16 protein-coding genes are annotated in these 16886 nt (G+C 28.1%); 9 read left to right on the plus strand and 7 right to left on the minus strand.

The features are described 5' to 3' along the window. Positions 1–324: 324 nt before the first annotated feature. The 4 genes from LLF98_RS00135 to LLF98_RS00150 form a co-directional block, all read right to left on the minus strand. Positions 325–1092, minus strand: a complete 768-nt coding sequence (locus LLF98_RS00135) for a hypothetical protein (protein WP_291699611.1) — start codon at positions 1090–1092, stop codon at positions 325–327. 22 nt (positions 1093–1114) lie between these two features. Further along, positions 1115–1246 (minus strand): hypothetical protein, encoded by a 132-nt coding sequence (locus LLF98_RS00140; protein WP_291699614.1) that lies wholly within the window; start codon positions 1244–1246, stop codon positions 1115–1117. A gap of 1027 nt (positions 1247–2273) precedes the next feature. Continuing rightward, positions 2274–3119, minus strand: a complete 846-nt coding sequence (locus LLF98_RS00145; RefSeq protein WP_291699616.1) for a metallophosphoesterase — start codon at positions 3117–3119, stop codon at positions 2274–2276. Positions 3120–3190: 71 nt separating this feature from the next. Then, a complete protein-coding gene (locus LLF98_RS00150; RefSeq protein WP_291699619.1) occupies positions 3191–3712 on the minus strand; it encodes a hypothetical protein in 522 nt (173 codons plus the stop codon). Positions 3713–4296: 584 nt separating this feature from the next. Between LLF98_RS00150 and LLF98_RS00155 the strand changes: the two genes are divergently transcribed. The 3 genes from LLF98_RS00155 to LLF98_RS00165 all read left to right on the plus strand — a co-directional run bounded on the left by LLF98_RS00155 (position 4297) and on the right by LLF98_RS00165 (position 7656). Beyond that, entirely contained in the window at positions 4297–5265 is a 969-nt protein-coding gene (locus LLF98_RS00155; RefSeq protein ID WP_291699621.1) for a DHH family phosphoesterase, read from the plus strand. A 459-nt stretch (positions 5266–5724) separates the two neighbouring features. Continuing rightward, a complete protein-coding gene (gene aat, locus LLF98_RS00160) occupies positions 5725–6381 on the plus strand; it encodes a leucyl/phenylalanyl-tRNA--protein transferase (RefSeq protein WP_291699623.1) in 657 nt (218 codons plus the stop codon). Between the two features lie 111 nt (positions 6382–6492). Continuing rightward, positions 6493–7656: an SAM-dependent methyltransferase gene (locus LLF98_RS00165; protein ID WP_291699624.1), complete on the plus strand. Its 1164-nt coding sequence runs from the start codon at positions 6493–6495 to the stop codon at positions 7654–7656. Between the two features lie 101 nt (positions 7657–7757). On the opposite strand, the gene LLF98_RS00170 is transcribed toward LLF98_RS00165, so the two are convergent. Then, the gene (locus LLF98_RS00170) at positions 7758–7904 is read right to left on the minus strand and encodes a hypothetical protein (protein WP_291699626.1); all 147 of its coding nucleotides are present in this window, start codon (positions 7902–7904) and stop codon (positions 7758–7760) included. 223 nt (positions 7905–8127) lie between these two features. Between LLF98_RS00170 and mutL the strand changes: the two genes are divergently transcribed. From mutL to LLF98_RS00190, 4 genes are all read left to right on the plus strand, one after another. After that, a complete protein-coding gene (gene mutL / locus LLF98_RS00175) occupies positions 8128–10215 on the plus strand; it encodes a DNA mismatch repair endonuclease MutL (RefSeq protein WP_291699628.1) in 2088 nt (695 codons plus the stop codon). 62 nt (positions 10216–10277) lie between these two features. Next, positions 10278–11207 (plus strand): tRNA (adenosine(37)-N6)-dimethylallyltransferase MiaA, encoded by a 930-nt coding sequence (gene miaA / locus LLF98_RS00180; protein ID WP_291699630.1) that lies wholly within the window; start codon positions 10278–10280, stop codon positions 11205–11207. Positions 11208–11251: 44 nt separating this feature from the next. Continuing rightward, on the plus strand, positions 11252–11497 hold the full coding sequence (gene hfq / locus LLF98_RS00185) for an RNA chaperone Hfq (RefSeq protein WP_291699632.1): 246 nt from the start codon (positions 11252–11254) through the stop codon (positions 11495–11497). A 253-nt stretch (positions 11498–11750) separates the two neighbouring features. Further along, positions 11751–13040 carry a methionine gamma-lyase family protein gene (locus tag LLF98_RS00190; RefSeq protein WP_291699634.1) on the plus strand — a complete coding sequence of 430 codons (1290 nt, stop codon included), beginning with the start codon at positions 11751–11753 and terminating at the stop codon, positions 13038–13040. 173 nt (positions 13041–13213) lie between these two features. On the opposite strand, the gene lexA is transcribed toward LLF98_RS00190, so the two are convergent. Next, complete coding sequence (gene lexA / locus LLF98_RS00195) at positions 13214–13822, minus strand: transcriptional repressor LexA (protein WP_291699636.1); 609 nt, start codon at positions 13820–13822, stop codon at positions 13214–13216. 626 nt (positions 13823–14448) lie between these two features. Between lexA and LLF98_RS00200 the strand changes: the two genes are divergently transcribed. Together LLF98_RS00200 and LLF98_RS00205 are read left to right on the plus strand one after the other, a co-directional pair. Further along, positions 14449–14871: a hypothetical protein gene (locus LLF98_RS00200; protein WP_291699638.1), complete on the plus strand. Its 423-nt coding sequence runs from the start codon at positions 14449–14451 to the stop codon at positions 14869–14871. A gap of 85 nt (positions 14872–14956) precedes the next feature. After that, positions 14957–15472: a YtxH domain-containing protein gene (locus tag LLF98_RS00205; protein WP_291699640.1), complete on the plus strand. Its 516-nt coding sequence runs from the start codon at positions 14957–14959 to the stop codon at positions 15470–15472. Positions 15473–15599: 127 nt separating this feature from the next. Here the strand turns inward: LLF98_RS00205 and LLF98_RS00210 are convergent, their stop codons facing one another. Further along, the gene (locus LLF98_RS00210) at positions 15600–16589 is read right to left on the minus strand and encodes a tyrosine recombinase XerC (RefSeq protein WP_291699642.1); all 990 of its coding nucleotides are present in this window, start codon (positions 16587–16589) and stop codon (positions 15600–15602) included. Positions 16590–16886 lie beyond the last annotated feature (297 nt).

Raw genomic sequence — 16886 nt, forward strand, 5'->3', positions numbered from 1 at the left:
AAAATAAAATCTATTATATTTAATATTATAACACAAGTTTGAACCTAGTAGTATCTGTAAAAAAAGCCAAGATTGAGTCAAGTAAAATATCTTGGCTAAATTATCGGCACCATTAACAGACCAACTCATTTTCCTTCCTTTCATTCTTTGAGCAAGTACATCACAAATATTATGTTCCATATCTTTTACATTGCGGATAATTGCTTGGCTAATGTGAAACGGGTCAAGTTGAAAATGTATATCCTGTAGGTTTATCTTTACCTTGAATAGGTAGCCAAATTCCATCTTGCTCTTGAAAGAGCACTGGAACTTCCATATTGCCTTTCAAAGTTCCGTTTTCATAAGCATTTCATCTAAACTTTCAAGTATTTGTTTCATAACTTCGCATGATTGATCACAAGTAGCTCTATAAATTTTTTTCTCTAATTCCTTTTCACGCATTTTAAGGATAGGTATTGGCCAAGGATGGTTCGTTTTAGTTGGTTTTTTAGGTGTAATACGAAGCACATGCCAATATTTATCCAAATTATCCAAATACTCTTGCCCAATCTCCCCATTCTCCCAAATTGATGCTCTCATGAGCATAACAAAGGTGTCTTTACCTTTTTCGAGTCCCATGTTGACGAGTCCCTTTGGTATATTATCATTATTCATGATATCAGAGCTAAATCCTGCATTAATTAAAGCCTTTCGCACTTGGTGATTAATATATTGGTCAGCAGTTGTAATAATAATTGTAGAACTATCATACAGATATCCTAGTGTCCCGTCAGGTGTATTTTGGGTATTAATATTATAGTTGTTAATAGTATCACCTAGGCTGCCAAATATCATATGGTATTTTCCTGTTTGATTATTACCTACGGTAGGATTATCACTATAATCTTTTCCAATTTTGTTCTGTACAAAGAAAAGGAAACTTCTGAAACTGTAGTAATATGCTTTAGGTGGTGTTTTTCCAATTAAAACAATAGCTTCATCCGGACGTAATTTGTAGGGAAGTCCTTCTGTTATAAATTCTATAGTAAACTCTTGATTTGGAGAAGGTGGGACAAGTACAACAGCATATGGAGCACCCGCATTATTACCCAAAGCACTATTGACTATACCTTCACTACAATATTTTAATATATCTTAATTCTCCTTCTTGTACTATGCAACCTTGATGTTCTAATGAATTAATAAATTCTTTCACTTTTTTCTCATTGTTCTCATCACAATTACAATAATCATAGTTTTTATCCATTTTTTCACTCCCTTTTACTTTAATGTATGATATGCAAATGAAGAATTAAACTAAAGTAAACTGACAGGGGAGGTGTCTGCCCATTTTATGCTTGCGTTCTTGTCAAAATAGTATTCATCCCCTAGTGTATCAACCCGATTTAGATACGGGCAAGTTCTATCAGTATTGTACATATTGTTCATTCCTCTAATTTGTTATTTATTATTATATGCTGAATGTTTAGAACGGGTGTCATAATAAATAGGAGTGCAATAGACTAAAGAAAAAAATTTTTTAAAATTAGAATATCCGTCAATTAAATAACCCCCGTATTTTAGGGGGTACATCTTTACGCAAAATCAATATTAATGCGTATTAGCATCATTTTTCTATCACAACACATGTGGAGTGTGTTGCGAGAATAGAACGGAAATGGGCTAATATCAAAGTTTATATGGTTTTAAAGTAAATATTGAAGTGTGTTTTATGTTTCCCAAGACGATCGTTTTGGGAAATTTTTGTTCTAGGGGGTATAACTTTTACCCAGAACTAAGGATATTTGCGTATTTGTTTAGTTTTTGCATCTTTAGTTAGAACAAATTTAGAATAAATAATGAAGATAAATCTAGAAGAACTTTCTAATAAATTATTGCATTTTATGGAAAAATAAAGTTATTAAGGGTATAATTATAACTGCATTAGTTACAAATAAAGAAATAAATTCTCAAGACGTAAAAGATTATATTGTAGTTTTTTCAAGAATTATTGGTAATAATACTGAAGCAGTTATAGAATTTTTTAGAGATGGCTTTGGTGAGACTGTTTTAGAAATTAGATATTTGTGTTTTATAATTTTATTTTATTATAATAAGCTTTTCTAAAAGTTAGTGGACTTTAAAGGTCGTGCTTCGCCTCCAAAATGAAACCCACGTAATCTAAAATTTGGATTCCATGGGTAATTTTAATTTATACATATTTAGAGCAAGGCTTTAAATTTATAACTCCTTTGTGAATGTCTACTGACAAGTGGCAGTTCATTTATCAGATATCAGAATTTATCTATTTTAAATTTATCAAGAAGTTTTCCTTTAGAACTGATGGCAGAGACTTCAATGCCACTTGAAATTACATCAACTATAACGAAATGATATTTAGGGATAGGAGCTATTACAACTCCTTTCTTATCTTTAAACTTATCTCTAAGTTTTTCTCCACTACCACCAGTGATAACTTGATAGATACCTTTTTTATACTCTATTTTTCGTCTTGAATAATTATGTTCATGGCCTGAGAAAACTATATCTATATTGCAGTTCTCAACAATCTCCCAGAAAGCATTTCTATCCTTGGGATATAAGTCCAGGCAATGACCTAAATGGGCCCCAGTAGGAAAAGCAGGAGAGTGAACAAAAACAATCTTATTTTTTATATTTGCAGAAGCTGCTTCTTCAAACCACGAAAGCTGTTTTTTCCCTATTCTGTTTATTTCTTCAAAGTGAAAAGCATTTAGTATTATAAATCTAACATTTTCATAGTCTACATAAAATACGGTTTTGTTATAACCATCAAGATACATGCTAGGTAGCATATCATCATAAATTCTGCTGAAGATTCTTTCATATCTATCATCTTCAGGTTGGTTATTGACTTCATGGTTGCCGATTACAGGAATTAAAAGATTACCATAATAATATTTTTCTATTAAATTTCTTAGACTTTGAAGTTGATCAGCTAATATGTCTACTATGTTGCTGCCTGCAACATTATCTCCGCATAATACAATACACTCAGGATTAGGTGTTAATTTGTAAGATTCTTTTAAAAGTTTTATTAGTATTTTTTGGTTTATACCATTTTCTTTTCCTTTAGAGTCACTTAAAATTATAAATCTCATTTTTTATATCACCACCAAAACAGTTATATATAATTCAGAAAATCTTTTTAAAGTTAAAGTAAATCAAGCTTTTAGCAGATTTTTTTATATTTTTTCTTGGAGTAATTTACCCATTGAATATATAAATCTGGTCTATTACTTTTTAAAAAATTAAAAAAATCTTCTTTGCATCCAACATCCTCCAAACCACTAATAAGTAAATTTGGAATTGATGATTTCTTTTTCATTGCCTTAGCAGTATCTATAAGCTTAAGTTCACCAGAAGACACTACAAAGATATGAAATATTGCTGTATCTTGCCTCAAATAACCAATATTAACCATAGACTCATATAGTTCTATCAGTTTCTTTGAGATTTCAGGAGTTAATTTTTGATTTGATAAGTATTCGTTTAATTCAATACCATTAACATATTCCCTTATGATGTAGTTTACACCTGATTCATAAAGTCTAGGAAAATGTACATCTCCTTGAGCCATTAATAAAGTTTTTAGTTCATTCTTGCATTCTTTTTTTCTTTTAAAAACTTTTATGCACTTTTGAGAATCTATTCGATATACTTTACCTTGGGTACCTCTCCCTATAAATTCCAAATCTCTTATATTTATATCTATATTTTGCTTAATGTTGATCACCTATTTAAAAAATAATCATAATTTTAATATATGCAGAGGAATATGTTTTTGTAACATTTAAATTATCGAAAAACCACAACAACTAATGAAGAATACTGAGATAATAATTTTAAACTCAATTGAGCATTGATATGATATTTGATGGATTGTTTTAATTTGAAATTAGAGATATGCATTTTTATTTAGAGGTGTACACTTTTTAGCGGAAATAGATTTGAAATAATAAGTGACAATAAAGTATAATATATAAGGTAATATTTCCTCCTATATTATAATTGTGACATTTTTATAATCCTGGAATAATTAGTGATAAAGACTTTCATGATAAAATTTATGAAGATTATAAAGGAATACTTTTGGGAGATAGGAATGCCTTATTTAAAATGATCTAATTTAGAGATTCTATTAAAAGATATTTCACACTTTGCGAAAAATATTAAAATTTGAAGTCTTTTAGCTAAGTAGTATGATTATAAAAGTTTGTTTTATGAAATACTAGATAGAGCATTTTAAAAGATTTAGTTATAAGGAATGGTGTTAATATGTTTAGAATTTTGGATGTAATTAATGAATTAAAAAATGAAAAAAGAATTTTTATACAAACTCATAATTTTCCAGATCATGATGCAGTAGCTTCAGCATATGGATTAAGTAAGTTTTTGTTCGGATTTGGAATAAAGACTCATATCATATATAAGGGTGAAATCCAAAGGGATTCACTCATTAAAATGATAGAAAGTCTCAACATAAACATTAGCAAATATGAAGAATTTGATATAAGAGATGAAGATAAAATAATTGTAGTAGATGGTTGTAAGGGAAACAGTAATGTTGAGGACTTGGATGGAGATGAAATATTAGTAATAGATCATCATGATGTAAATAAGCCAGAAGAGGTTAGATATGTTGATATAAGAAGCAGCTACGGAGCATGCTCAACCATCATTTATACATACTACAAACAACTAAAAAAAAATATACCAAAGGACGTAGCCACTGCACTTATGATTGGACTAAACATGGACACAGCTCAACTTACAAGAGGTGTGTCAGAGGAAGATGTTAATGCTTTTCATTATTTATATATACAAGCCAATATCCCCTTAGTTAATTCAATACTTAGAAATTATATTAAAACCAAGGATTTAAATTTCTATAAGTTTTTGCTCAATAATATAAAAATTGATTCAGCAGTTGCTTTTTGCTATTTCGAGGATGGCTGCGATCAAAACTTACTTGGAATTCTTGGTGATTTTGTATTGTCACTTGAGGAAATTGATTTCGTAATTCTATGTGCTAAAAATGATGGAGTAATAAATTTTTCTATAAGGAACGAAAAACGTGAAGCAAGTGCAGCCGCTATTATTCAAGATGTGTTAAAGGGAATTGGATTTGGAGGCGGGCATGCAGACATGGCTGGTGGGGTAATAAAAGATACCACAAAATTTAATGAAGAAAAAATCTATAATCTTTTCATTGATAAAATAGAAAAGATTTTATTCGAAGACTAGAATAAAAACTTTAAGAACACTAATAAGTAGCTGAACAGGAGATCGTCTAAGTAAATATAAAAAATTAAATAATGAATAAAATTAGGATAATCAATTGTAAGAAAAAACACTTACAATTGATTATTTTTAACAGGACAGAAAAAATAAGTACTATTTAAATGATATATTATTTTTGATTATTATTTCTCTCAAACATAACTTTTCCAGGGCAAGCCTTAGATTGACCCAATCACATACATTTTGCGCAGCTTAAGCATTTACTGGTATCTTTACCTTCTCTAGCATCATTTGCCCAATTAGGATTTATAAGAACTCCTTTACCAATGTCTACAAGGTCTACATTTGTTTCATTTAATATTTCCTCTCTTTTATTTACTCTTTTATTTAAAATATAACAAATCTCTATATATTATGTTAAAATAATTATTAAATATAGTTAGAATATAAGGAAGTGAGACAATGCCTATTTTTAAATTGACAAAAGAAAATATCTTTCCAAATCCAGAACTTTCTGAGAAAGATGGACTTTTGGCGATTGGCGGAGATTTATCTTTAGAAAGGTTAATTTTAGCTTATTGTAACGGTATATTCCCATGGTATAATGATGGAGAGGCAATTCTTTGGTGGTGCCCTAAACCTAGATTTATAATAATACCTAAAGAAATTAAAATTTCTAAATCAATGAAGAAAATAATTGAAAAAGAAAATTTCAAAATAACCTTTAATAATGATTTTAATGGTGTAATAAGTAATTGCAAGTCTCTGAGAGAAAATAACAATGAAGGAACTTGGATTAGCGATGATATGAAAAATGCATATATAAATCTTTATAATAATGGTTATGCAATAAGTGTTGAGACATATCTTAAGGATGAACTAGTTGGAGGTTTGTATGGAGTTAAAATAGGTAAATGCTTTTTTGGAGAAAGTATGTTTTCAAAGGTAAGCAATGGATCTAAAATCGCATTGATTAAGCTAGCAGAAAAATTAGCAAGTGAAGGTTTTATATTTATAGATTGTCAAATGCATACAGACCATTTAGAAAGTATGGGGGGAAAATTTGTAGAATGGGACATCTTCAAGGAGTTACTTCATAAAGGAATATTAGAAAATTAATTTAATATCTATTTCAATAATAACATCAAATATAACCAGAACTAAGTGTTATAAATGGTATTATTATATATACTCATTTAATTTTAAAATAGAAAATAAGGTGTGTTAAATATGGAAGATATAAAAAAAGCAATAGAAGAAATTATACAAGATGAAATTATAAAATTAGTAATTAGCAATAAAATTAATAAAGATGTGGAATATAACAAAATAACCTTTGTTCTTAAAGAAAATAATAATAAACAATATTATCAAATAGAAAAATATACTGATAAGCAAGTATTTCATGAAAATATTGATGTAGAAAGCTTAGGCGATAAAGTTCTTGAATACGTAGCTGCAAATTATAAACAAATTTCAGCTTGGTCAAATTCGATTACCTTTGATGTGAAAATATCTAAAAAAGGCAAGGTTTTATTAAGCAAGAAAAAAAATGATAATACAAAAATGGTTAATAAAAGTCATAACAAAGAAAAGAATTATATTTTAAGAGAAGGAATGATAATTGAACCTCTTATAGATTTAGGTATCTTTACTAAAGAAGGAAAAGTTGTTAATTCTAAATATGATAAATATAAGCAGATAAACAGATTTGTAGAAATAATTGATGATGAAATTAAAAAAAATGATTATACAGACTTAACGATTCTGGATTTTGGATGTGGAAAATCTTATTTAACCTTCGTACTATATTATTACTTTGTAGAAATTAAGAAAATCAACGTAAAGATGATAGGTTTAGATCTTAAAGAAGATGTAATAAAGAAATGTAATGACATAGCAAAGCACTATAATTATGAAAACTTACATTTCGAACTTGGAGATATAAATGGTTTCAAATATAATAATAAGGTTGATATGGTAATTACATTACATGCATGTGATACTGCTACTGATTATGCTTTATATAATGCAATAAAATGGAATACTAAAATGATTTTCTCTGTTCCTTGTTGCCAACATGAATTCAATCATCAAATAAAAACAGAATCATTATCTATATTAACAAAGTATGGAATAGTACAAGAAAGAATTGCAGCACTTATGACAGATTCAGTTCGTGCAAATCTTTTAGAAAGTGTAGGTTATAAAACTCAGCTTTTAGAATTTATAGATATAGCACATTCCCCTAAAAATATATTAATTAGAGCATCAAAGTCTAATATATCTAAAGATCAAAAGGAAAAGGCGTTAGATGAAGTTAAAAATTTAATAAATCAATTTAATCTTAATCCTACATTATTTAATTTGCTAAAAGAAGATAATTTAATTTAGGATTTTACCCAAGGTCAGAGACTAAACTAGATGGTGTAGTAGATAAAATAAATAACCACACGCTAAGCGAGTGGTTATTTTTTAGCGCTTAAGGATATGAACTATTTATAATTAGGACGTAGTGAAGGTTCATTTTCTCCATAAGGACTTTTTTCATTTGCTTTATTCTTTACGACTTTAGCATAATCTCGTGATGATGGATCGTATGTATTTTTTTTCCATGAATTATCAGTACGTTTGTTATTCATATTAATCCTCCTCATATAATTAGATTTCTATATTAGCTTATCCATATTATTAAAAAATATTATTTATCTTATATTTACTAGTTATTTTTGAAGTCACCAATTATAATTTAAATTGTTATTCTTATGTAAATTAGATATAATACATTTGAAAGAAAAATAGACTTTTTAAAATAATTTGACTAATTCAAAATTTTATATAAAACTGAAAGGAGGAGAACTTAATTTGAAAAGAATTAATATTTTAAATCAAGATACTGCAAATAAAATTGCAGCTGGAGAAGTTGTTGAAAGACCCTCTTCAGTAGTTAAAGAATTAGTTGAGAATTCTATAGATGCCAATTCTAAAAACATAGTAATTGAAATAGAAGAGGGTGGAACATCACTAATAAGAATTATTGATGATGGTGATGGGATTTATAAAGATGACATAGATAAGGCTTTTCTTCCTCATGCTACTAGTAAGATTAATAAATCAGAAGACATCTATAATATACATACTTTGGGCTTTCGAGGAGAAGCACTTCCATCTATAGCCTCTGTAGCTAAAGTTAATTTAAAATCTAAACAAGAAAATCAAGAATTCGGATATGAAATATCTATTGAAGGTGGCAAGCCATCATGCGTTACAGAATGTGGGGTAAATAAAGGTACTATAATAGAAGTTCGTGATTTATTCTTTAATGTACCGGCCAGGAAAAAATTCTTAAAGTCTGTATCTAAAGAAGGTTCTTTAATAAATGATATAATAACTAGACTTGCCTTAGCTAATCCCAAAATTAGCTTTAAATTATACAATAATCATAAGAAAATTCTTCACACTTTCGGAAATGGAGATCTTAAAGATGTTATAAGAACTATATATGGAAAGTCTATAACTGATAATATGCTATATTATGATGATACTTCTGATCTCATAACCGTTTATGGCTATGTGGGCAACGAAGAGATAGCTAGAGGTTCTAGGAATAATCAAAGTATTTTTGTGAATAAAAGATATATAAAAAATAGATCATTAGGAATAGCTGTTGAGCAAGCATTTAAATCTTTTTCAACAGTAAATAAATTTCCTTTCTTTATATTATTTATAGAAGTATATCCAGAATATGTAGATGTTAATATTCATCCAACTAAAGCAGAAGTAAAATTTAATGATGAGAGAATGATATTTAAAAAGATTTTTGGAGCAGTTCATACCGCCTTAAAAAATGAGGTGTTTGAATCCTTTGCAATAAAAGAAGCGAAAGAAAACATTGAGAGTTCTACAATTCCAAGCTTTGAAGAAATAACCTTTAAAATAAAAGAAGAAGAAGAAAAAGTTAAATTTGCAAATTCAGCAGCAAAAACTATGATGGAGCAAGGAAAAGATTTAAAAGTAGATAATTCTTCTTTAAATGAATATAAAGCTACAAGTACATATGTTTCAAATTCAGATTATGAGGATAATTTAGGCCTTAAAAACAGTACTTATGATGAATTTAATAAGACTATAATTGATATACCTGTAGATCTTAAACTAACAGAAAGAGATACTTTAATAAATATAGAAAATAAAAATTCAATAGGGTTAATTAATAATTTAAATTCAGAAATTACAAATGAGAATAGGAATGAAGTAACATTCTCGAACAAATGTTCTAACATACTAAAAACCTCATTCGATGAGGCTATCACTAAGTCTGTTAATAATTTACAAAAGTTTAAAGGAAATAATAGTGTAAAATCGATAGCTAAGTTTCCACCAATCACTATAATTGGTCAGTATAATAAGACTTATATATTAGGCGAATATGAAGGAACATTGTATATGATTGATCAACATGCAGCTCATGAAAAGATACTATTTGAGAAATATTTAAAAGAAATTGAAGATGGAAATATTATAATTCAACCTCTTATGGTTCCAAGTATAATTGATTTAAGTATAGATGATTATTCTTATTTTGAAGAAAATAAAGAGGTATTTAAAGATGCAGGCTTTTTAATACAAGAGTTTGGTGGGAATTCATTATCCTTAAAAGAAGTTCCATATTTTTTAGGGAAGCTAAATCCTAAAAATTTATTTTTAGATATCCTTGATAATCTTAAAAATTTAGGTAATGGAAAGACAAGTGAAGTTAAACATAACACTATAGCTAGTAAAGCATGTAAATCAGCTATTAAAGGAAATGATAAGTTAGAAATAAATGAAATGATAAAGCTTGTTGAAGACTTAATGTATATTGAAGATCCTTTTCACTGTCCACACGGAAGGCCTGTAATAATAAAATTTACAAGTACGGATATTGATAAGAAATTCAGGAGAATAATATAAATAAACACTAAATCTTAATGTTGAAAATTCATATTAGAGAAGTGATTTGAAGGGATACGATAATGAAACAAAAATTATTAGTAATTGGTGGTCCAACTGCAGTGGGGAAGACGGACCTTTCTATAAAGCTCGCAAAAAATTTAAATGGAGAAATTATTTCAGCTGACTCTATGCAGATTTATAAATACATGGATATCGGTTCTGCAAAAGTAACAATAGATGAAATGGATGGAATCAAACATTATCTAATTGATACTATAACTCCTGATATTCCATTTTCAGTAGCTGATTTTAAGGAATATGGTGAGAAAGCATTAAATGAGATTATATCTAAAGGAAATTTACCAATAATCTGTGGCGGAACAGGACTTTATATTAATTCATTAACTTGCAATATGACTTTTACAGAAGCAGAAAAAGATGAACACTATAGAAAGTGCTTAGAAAATTTAGCAATAGAAAAAGGTAATGACTATGTACATGAGATGTTAAAAGAATGTGATCCTAAAAGCTATGAAGAAATACACCCTAACAACAGAAAAAGAGTTATTAGAGCTCTAGAAGTATTTAAACTTACAAAGAAGCCTTTTAGTTCTTATAACGCTGGAGAAGATTTTTATAATAGCAATTATGATGTATATTATTATGTTTTAATTATGGATAGGGAAAAGTTATATGCGAGAATCAATAAAAGAGTAGATATTATGATGGAAAAAGGACTTTTAGAAGAGTGTATAAGATTAAAAGAAATGGGATATACTTCAGACATCCAATCAATGCAAGGAATAGGGTATAAAGAAATTTTATATTATTTGGAAGGTAAAATTGCGTTAGATGAAGCTATTGATATGATAAAGCAGGGATCAAGAAATTACGCTAAAAGACAATTAACATGGTTTAGACGTGATACACGATGTGTATTTTTAGATAAAGATAAAATGAGTGATGATGAAATTTTAGATAAAGTTATTAATGACATAAAAAACAACTAGCGTTATAATAGTATTTGTAAAGTTATTTATGGAGGTGTTATATTTTGGTTAATAAACAACAAAGTAATTTGCAAGATATTTTTTTAAACAATGCAAGAAAAGAAAAAATACAATTAACTATCCATTTGCTAAATGGATTTCAATTAAAAGGTATTGTAAGGGGTTTTGATAATTTTACTGTTATTTTAGAATGTGATAATAAACAAATGCTTATATATAAACATTCAATATCAACTATAACGCCAATTCAGCCAATTTTATTTGCAAACAATGAATACGAAAATAATTAGTAAATAGGCATTAATTTTGCCTATTTAGGCATATGAAAGAAAATAACAAGTCCAAAATGCGATGTATATTTTGCGTCAGACGAGGAAGTATGTTTACCTCATAGCGGGCTATTAGGTGAACATGCTGACGAAGTATGACACGAAATAGATTAGTATATTGACTTGTTATTTTTTTGATTATGCCTTATTTTTGAGTTAGATAAAAATTTTATATAAAATACAATTTATACATTTGGAAGGATGAAAATTAGATATGCTAAAAAAAACAGAAGAATTTTTAATTAAAAACTATAACATAAGTGAAAAGACATTTGAAATATATAGACAGGCTATTTCTGATACAGAAGCTCAATTTAAAGAATATGATGAAATTAGAGAATTTAATCAACTTAAAGTTCTAAGAGCCTTTCAGTCAGAAAAAATAAGTGATTCTCACTTTACTAATACTACTGGATATGGACTTGATGATTTAGGACGTGATGCATTAGACAAAGTATATGCTAGAATTTTCAATACTGAAGCTGGACTTGTTCGTCCACATTTTGTCAGTGGTACTCACGCTATTGGTTGTGCTATTGCCGGCAATGTAAAACCAGGTGATAAAATACTTTGTGCTTCAGGACTACCTTATGATACTTTACTTGGAGTTCTTGGATTATCAAAAAAGAAAAATCCTGGTTCCTTAGATCAATATGGAATTAAAACCGATATAGTAAACTTAGATAATGAAGGAAAATTCCAATTTGATAAAATTAAAGAAACTCTAAATTCCGATCATAGCATAAAGCTTGTACATATTCAAAGAAGCACAGGTTATGCTTCTAGAAAATCATTTTTAGTTTCAGAAATAGCAGAAGTAATTAAACATATAAGAGAAGTTCACAGTGATGTAATAATATTTATAGATAACTGTTATGGTGAATTTATTGAAACTATGGAACCAACAGAATTTGGAGCTGACATTATGGCTGGCTCACTTATGAAAAACATTGGTGGTGGAATTGCACCGGGTGGTGGATATGTTGTAGGAAAAAAAGAATATGTAGATGCATCCGCTAATAGATTAACTGTTCCAGGTGTAGGAGGCGAGTATGGAGCTACTTATGGATTGATGAGAAGCTTTTATCAAGGATTATTCTCAGCACCTCATGTAGCTATAGAAGCTGTAAAAACTGCAATCTTTTGTGCTCGTGTAATGGAAATCGCAGGCTTTAAAGTATTCCCGGCATCAAGTGATAAAAGAACAGATATAATTCAAGCAATAGAATTTGGAGATCCTAAAAAATTAATTAACTTTTGTAGTGGAATACAAGCCGGATCACCAATAGATGCTTTTGCAGTATGCGAACCATGGGCTATGCCTGGATATGATAATGAAATTGTTATGGCAGCCGGTGCGTTTATTTCTGGATCAACTATTGAATTATCAGCAGATGGGCCTGTAAGGGAACCTTATATAGCTTATATCCAAGGTGGATTAAACTTTGATCATGGTAAGATAGGAGTACTTATCGGATTAAGTAAAGTGTTGGAATTGAAATAACCTTTTCAACTAAGAAAATGTATAGTTTTTTATTGTGCTACATTAGAAGTATAAATTAAAATAGACTATTTAAATTATCAAATTCCGCCAGAATGGTTTTGATAAATTTAAATAGTCCATTAATTTGTTAAGCCTTTTATTTACCTGATTCTAATTACGAAATAGATAAACTTTTATTTAAAAGATCTAAATATTCCGACAAGCTTACCTAATATTTTACAATCATCTACTAAAATTGGATCCATAGTATCATTTTCAGGTTGAAGCCTAATGTGATCCTTTTCTTTAAAAAATCTCTTTATTGTAGCACTATCATCTATTAAAGCAACTACTATATCACCATTAATTGCATTTTGTGCACTTTCTATAATAGCTAAATCATTATCTCTAATACCTACGTTAACCATACTTTGACCAGAAACTCGAAGCATAAAAAGTTCTTTATCATGTTTTATATAATCTAATGGTATTGGGAATGTATCTTCAATGTTCTCTGTTGCAAGTATTGGAAGTCCTGCTGTGATTTTGCCTATAATAGGAATATTAATCATTTCTTTCTTTGGCGCTGAAAGTTCAGCTATTTCTAAAGCTCTTGGTTTAGATGGATCTCTTTTGATCATGCCTTTCTTCTCTAATCTTTTTAAATGGCCATGAACAGTTGAAGTTGATCTTAAAGATACAGCTTCACAAATTTCTCTTACTGAAGGTGGATAACCTTTACTTTCTGTATAAGTTTTTAAAAATTCATATATTTCTGATTGCTTATCTTTTACGTCTGTCATTACAAACACCTCACTATTCTTCTAATTAGTATAGCATATACTATACTACATAGCAAACCTATGTTCTAAAACTAAAAAAGCTAAAGAAAAGTCTATTTATAATTTTAAAATACAAATAAACTTATTCAGTTATTTCTTATCTGCTATAATTTAATATTTATATATTATTCTTTCCATATTAATAAAAAAATAGTATCATATTTATGATATTATATTAAAGTGCTAAATAATTAATCGCTATTTTTCTATTACAACTTAAATAATTGAAAGATAAGGCATAATCAAAAAAATAACAAGTCAGCATGCTAGTCTACTTTGCGTGATACTTCATCTGTAAGCTCCACTAATAGCACGCTATGAACGAAACTCACTTCCTTGCCTGACGCAAAATGTACATCGAATCATAGATTTGTTATTTTATTTCATATGCCTAAGGTGATAAAATGTTTAATATGAAAGTCTTTGACAATCTGGGTATAGAAAGTAAATTCGATAATATGCTTATAATACTTGAAGGATTAATGCAATATGGAGAAGATTTACTTTTAAATTAATATAAAGTTTGATTTAGTTAATTATTTTTGATACAATTATAGTTCTACAATAAAAAAAATGAGGTGCTTTAGATGACATATAAATATACAGACGATGATTATTGTGATATCTATGAAAATAAAATTTGTGACAACTGTGGAAGATGTTTAGAAATAAGTGGTATAGATACCAAAGCTATTAAAATAGAAGATATTGCGGAAACAAAAGAAGAAAATGCATTATTAGAAGAAGAATTTTTAAATGATCTGAAATCTTCTTTAGATGAAGATGAACTTCATGAAATATTTGAAGATAATCTTGATTTAAAAGATATATATAGTAAATTCGGAAAATCATTAGATATATTAGATGATTCTTATTCTCAAAACCATGATTATGAAGATGCTTTTGAACACATAGAATATTTAGATGAAGTTGGTCTAACAAATGATTTTGATCTTGATGAAATGACAGAAGAAATTTATCCAGGAATTAGAAAATTAAAAAAACAATAATATAGGCTATAAAAGTAGTGCATAGATTTTGTTATAGTTCACATAATAATATCGTAATATATTTCGAAAGAAAGGGTGAGTTATTATGAAACGGAAATCTATTTTAGTTGCAATTATTGTAGTAGCAATATCATTAGTTGGTTGTAGTGCAAATTCAAAGACAGGGAATAATGCTATTGATAATCCCAATACAGCGAATAATGCTACCGGCAGCACAGATAATGATCTGACTAACTCTACAGGATCTGCTGCAAATGCTTTAAGATATACTGCAGCGAATTTCAAAGATGACGTTGTAAATGCTGGATATAAACTTAAAGAATCAACTAATACTAAGAAAAACTACTTTAGTGGAAATGAAACAGACTATCTAATGGGAAATGATATTGTTAGAGTTTATGAATACAATTCTGTTAATGATTTAAAAAGAGATATAAGCAGAATTTCGCAAAATGGATTAACTATAAGTGGAACAGATGCAAATTATACTAGAAAGCCTTATTTTTACACAAAGGGCAATTCACTTATAATGTATGAAGGCAATGAGCCGGCATATATTGATCATTTTAAAACCATGTATGGAAATACGTTGATACCTTAGATTATGATAATATATGTATTTAAGAACTTATTTAAATCATACAAAGGTTACTAGTATAAAATAAAACTAGTAACCTTTCATAATATTACTAAAACATTATTTTTTAATGCAGTAGGAGGGTGCAAATTTATAACTTTGAAAGAGGATTTGATTTTACTGCTTCCCTCAAGGAATCATCATCTACATGAGTATAAATCTGAGTAGTTGATATATTTTCGTGTCCCAATATGCTTTGGAGACTTCTTATATCTACATCCCCATATTTATACATAAGGGTAGCAGCAGTATGACGTAATTTATGTGGGGTATATTTCTCATCAGTTAACCCCGCATTTGTTATATGTTTCTTTATCATTATTTCAACCGTTCTTTGATTTATAGGAGAATTTCTAGATGATAAAAATAAAAATCTTTTATCTTGGGGCAAAGCCTTAGAATCATTTCTAACTTTTAAATAGTTATCTATAGCTTTAAGGCATGCTTCATTCAAATATACAGTTCTTTCTTTATCACCTTTACCTATTATAGTTAAAGTATCATTTTTAAATTTGTTGATTTGAATATTGCATAGTTCTGAGAGCCTCATTCCACAATTTAAAAATAAAGTTAAGATACAATAGTCTCGGTCATAATTTTTATTTTTTTTATCTAGTGATTCTAATAAATGCAAGCTTTGATTTAACGTAAGGTAAACCGGATGCCTTTTATTCACCTTAGGAGATTCAAGTTCTGTGGTTGGATTATCAACTATTATTTTGGCTTTTCCTTGCAAAAACTTAAAGTAAGATTTTAATGTAGCAACCTTTCTAGCTCTTGCATAAGAACTATTTCCTCTGTATTTTTCTACAAATGACATAAATGCATAAAGATCTCTCAATTTGATTGACTTTATAAAATCATCATCAATAGAATTAATTTCTATTTCCTCAAATTCTATTTTATCATCCTTTATAAGGCCTCTATATTTAACCATAAATCTAAAAAAAATTATTAAATCTTTTTTATATGCATCAATAGTATTTTCAGATTTGTTTTTAATGGTTTCTAAATACGTTAAAAAATCTACCATCGAATCGGGTAATTTGCTATTATTAAATATATCAAAATCATAATTCATATTTATCAATTCCTATAATCATATTAAATCTTAAATAAGATTTAATATGATTATACCAATAATTATGTTTTTAGTCAATTTATTTCGGGAAATGTATATTTCCCGAAATGATTTATAGGTGTTTTTTCAGTATTTAAAGTAATTTTATTGCTATTTATAATAATTTTTATACCTTTATTATTGTAAATCAATTATCTATTCATTTATTCAAATCATCTTTGTTTCAGATTCTATATTTAAATTTATAAAATATAGAATATAAAGTGATTTTTATTAAAAATTATTTTTCTAAGATTT

Source organism: Clostridium sp., assembly GCF_021372645.1.
Taxonomy (GTDB): domain Bacteria; phylum Bacillota; class Clostridia; order Clostridiales; family Clostridiaceae; genus Clostridium.

Bases quoted from the DNA above. Each gene is read 5' to 3' on its own strand.
- LLF98_RS00140 (WP_291699614.1), bottom strand. From the start codon at position 1,246: ATGGATAAAAACTATGATTATTGTAATTGTGATGAGAACAATGAGAAA.
- LLF98_RS00145 (WP_291699616.1), bottom strand. From the start codon at position 3,119: ATGAGATTTATAATTTTAAGTGACTCTAAAGGAAAAGAAAATGGTATA.
- LLF98_RS00155 (WP_291699621.1), top strand. From the start codon at position 4,297: ATGTTTAGAATTTTGGATGTAATTAATGAATTAAAAAATGAAAAAAGA.
- aat (WP_291699623.1), top strand. From the start codon at position 5,725: ATGCCTATTTTTAAATTGACAAAAGAAAATATCTTTCCAAATCCAGAA.
- LLF98_RS00165 (WP_291699624.1), top strand. From the start codon at position 6,493: ATGGAAGATATAAAAAAAGCAATAGAAGAAATTATACAAGATGAAATT.
- LLF98_RS00170 (WP_291699626.1), bottom strand. From the start codon at position 7,904: ATGAATAACAAACGTACTGATAATTCATGGAAAAAAAATACATACGAT.
- miaA (WP_291699630.1), top strand. From the start codon at position 10,278: ATGAAACAAAAATTATTAGTAATTGGTGGTCCAACTGCAGTGGGGAAG.
- LLF98_RS00190 (WP_291699634.1), top strand. From the start codon at position 11,751: ATGCTAAAAAAAACAGAAGAATTTTTAATTAAAAACTATAACATAAGT.
- lexA (WP_291699636.1), bottom strand. From the start codon at position 13,822: ATGACAGACGTAAAAGATAAGCAATCAGAAATATATGAATTTTTAAAA.
- LLF98_RS00200 (WP_291699638.1), top strand. From the start codon at position 14,449: ATGACATATAAATATACAGACGATGATTATTGTGATATCTATGAAAAT.
- LLF98_RS00205 (WP_291699640.1), top strand. From the start codon at position 14,957: ATGAAACGGAAATCTATTTTAGTTGCAATTATTGTAGTAGCAATATCA.
- LLF98_RS00210 (WP_291699642.1), bottom strand. From the start codon at position 16,589: ATGAATTATGATTTTGATATATTTAATAATAGCAAATTACCCGATTCG.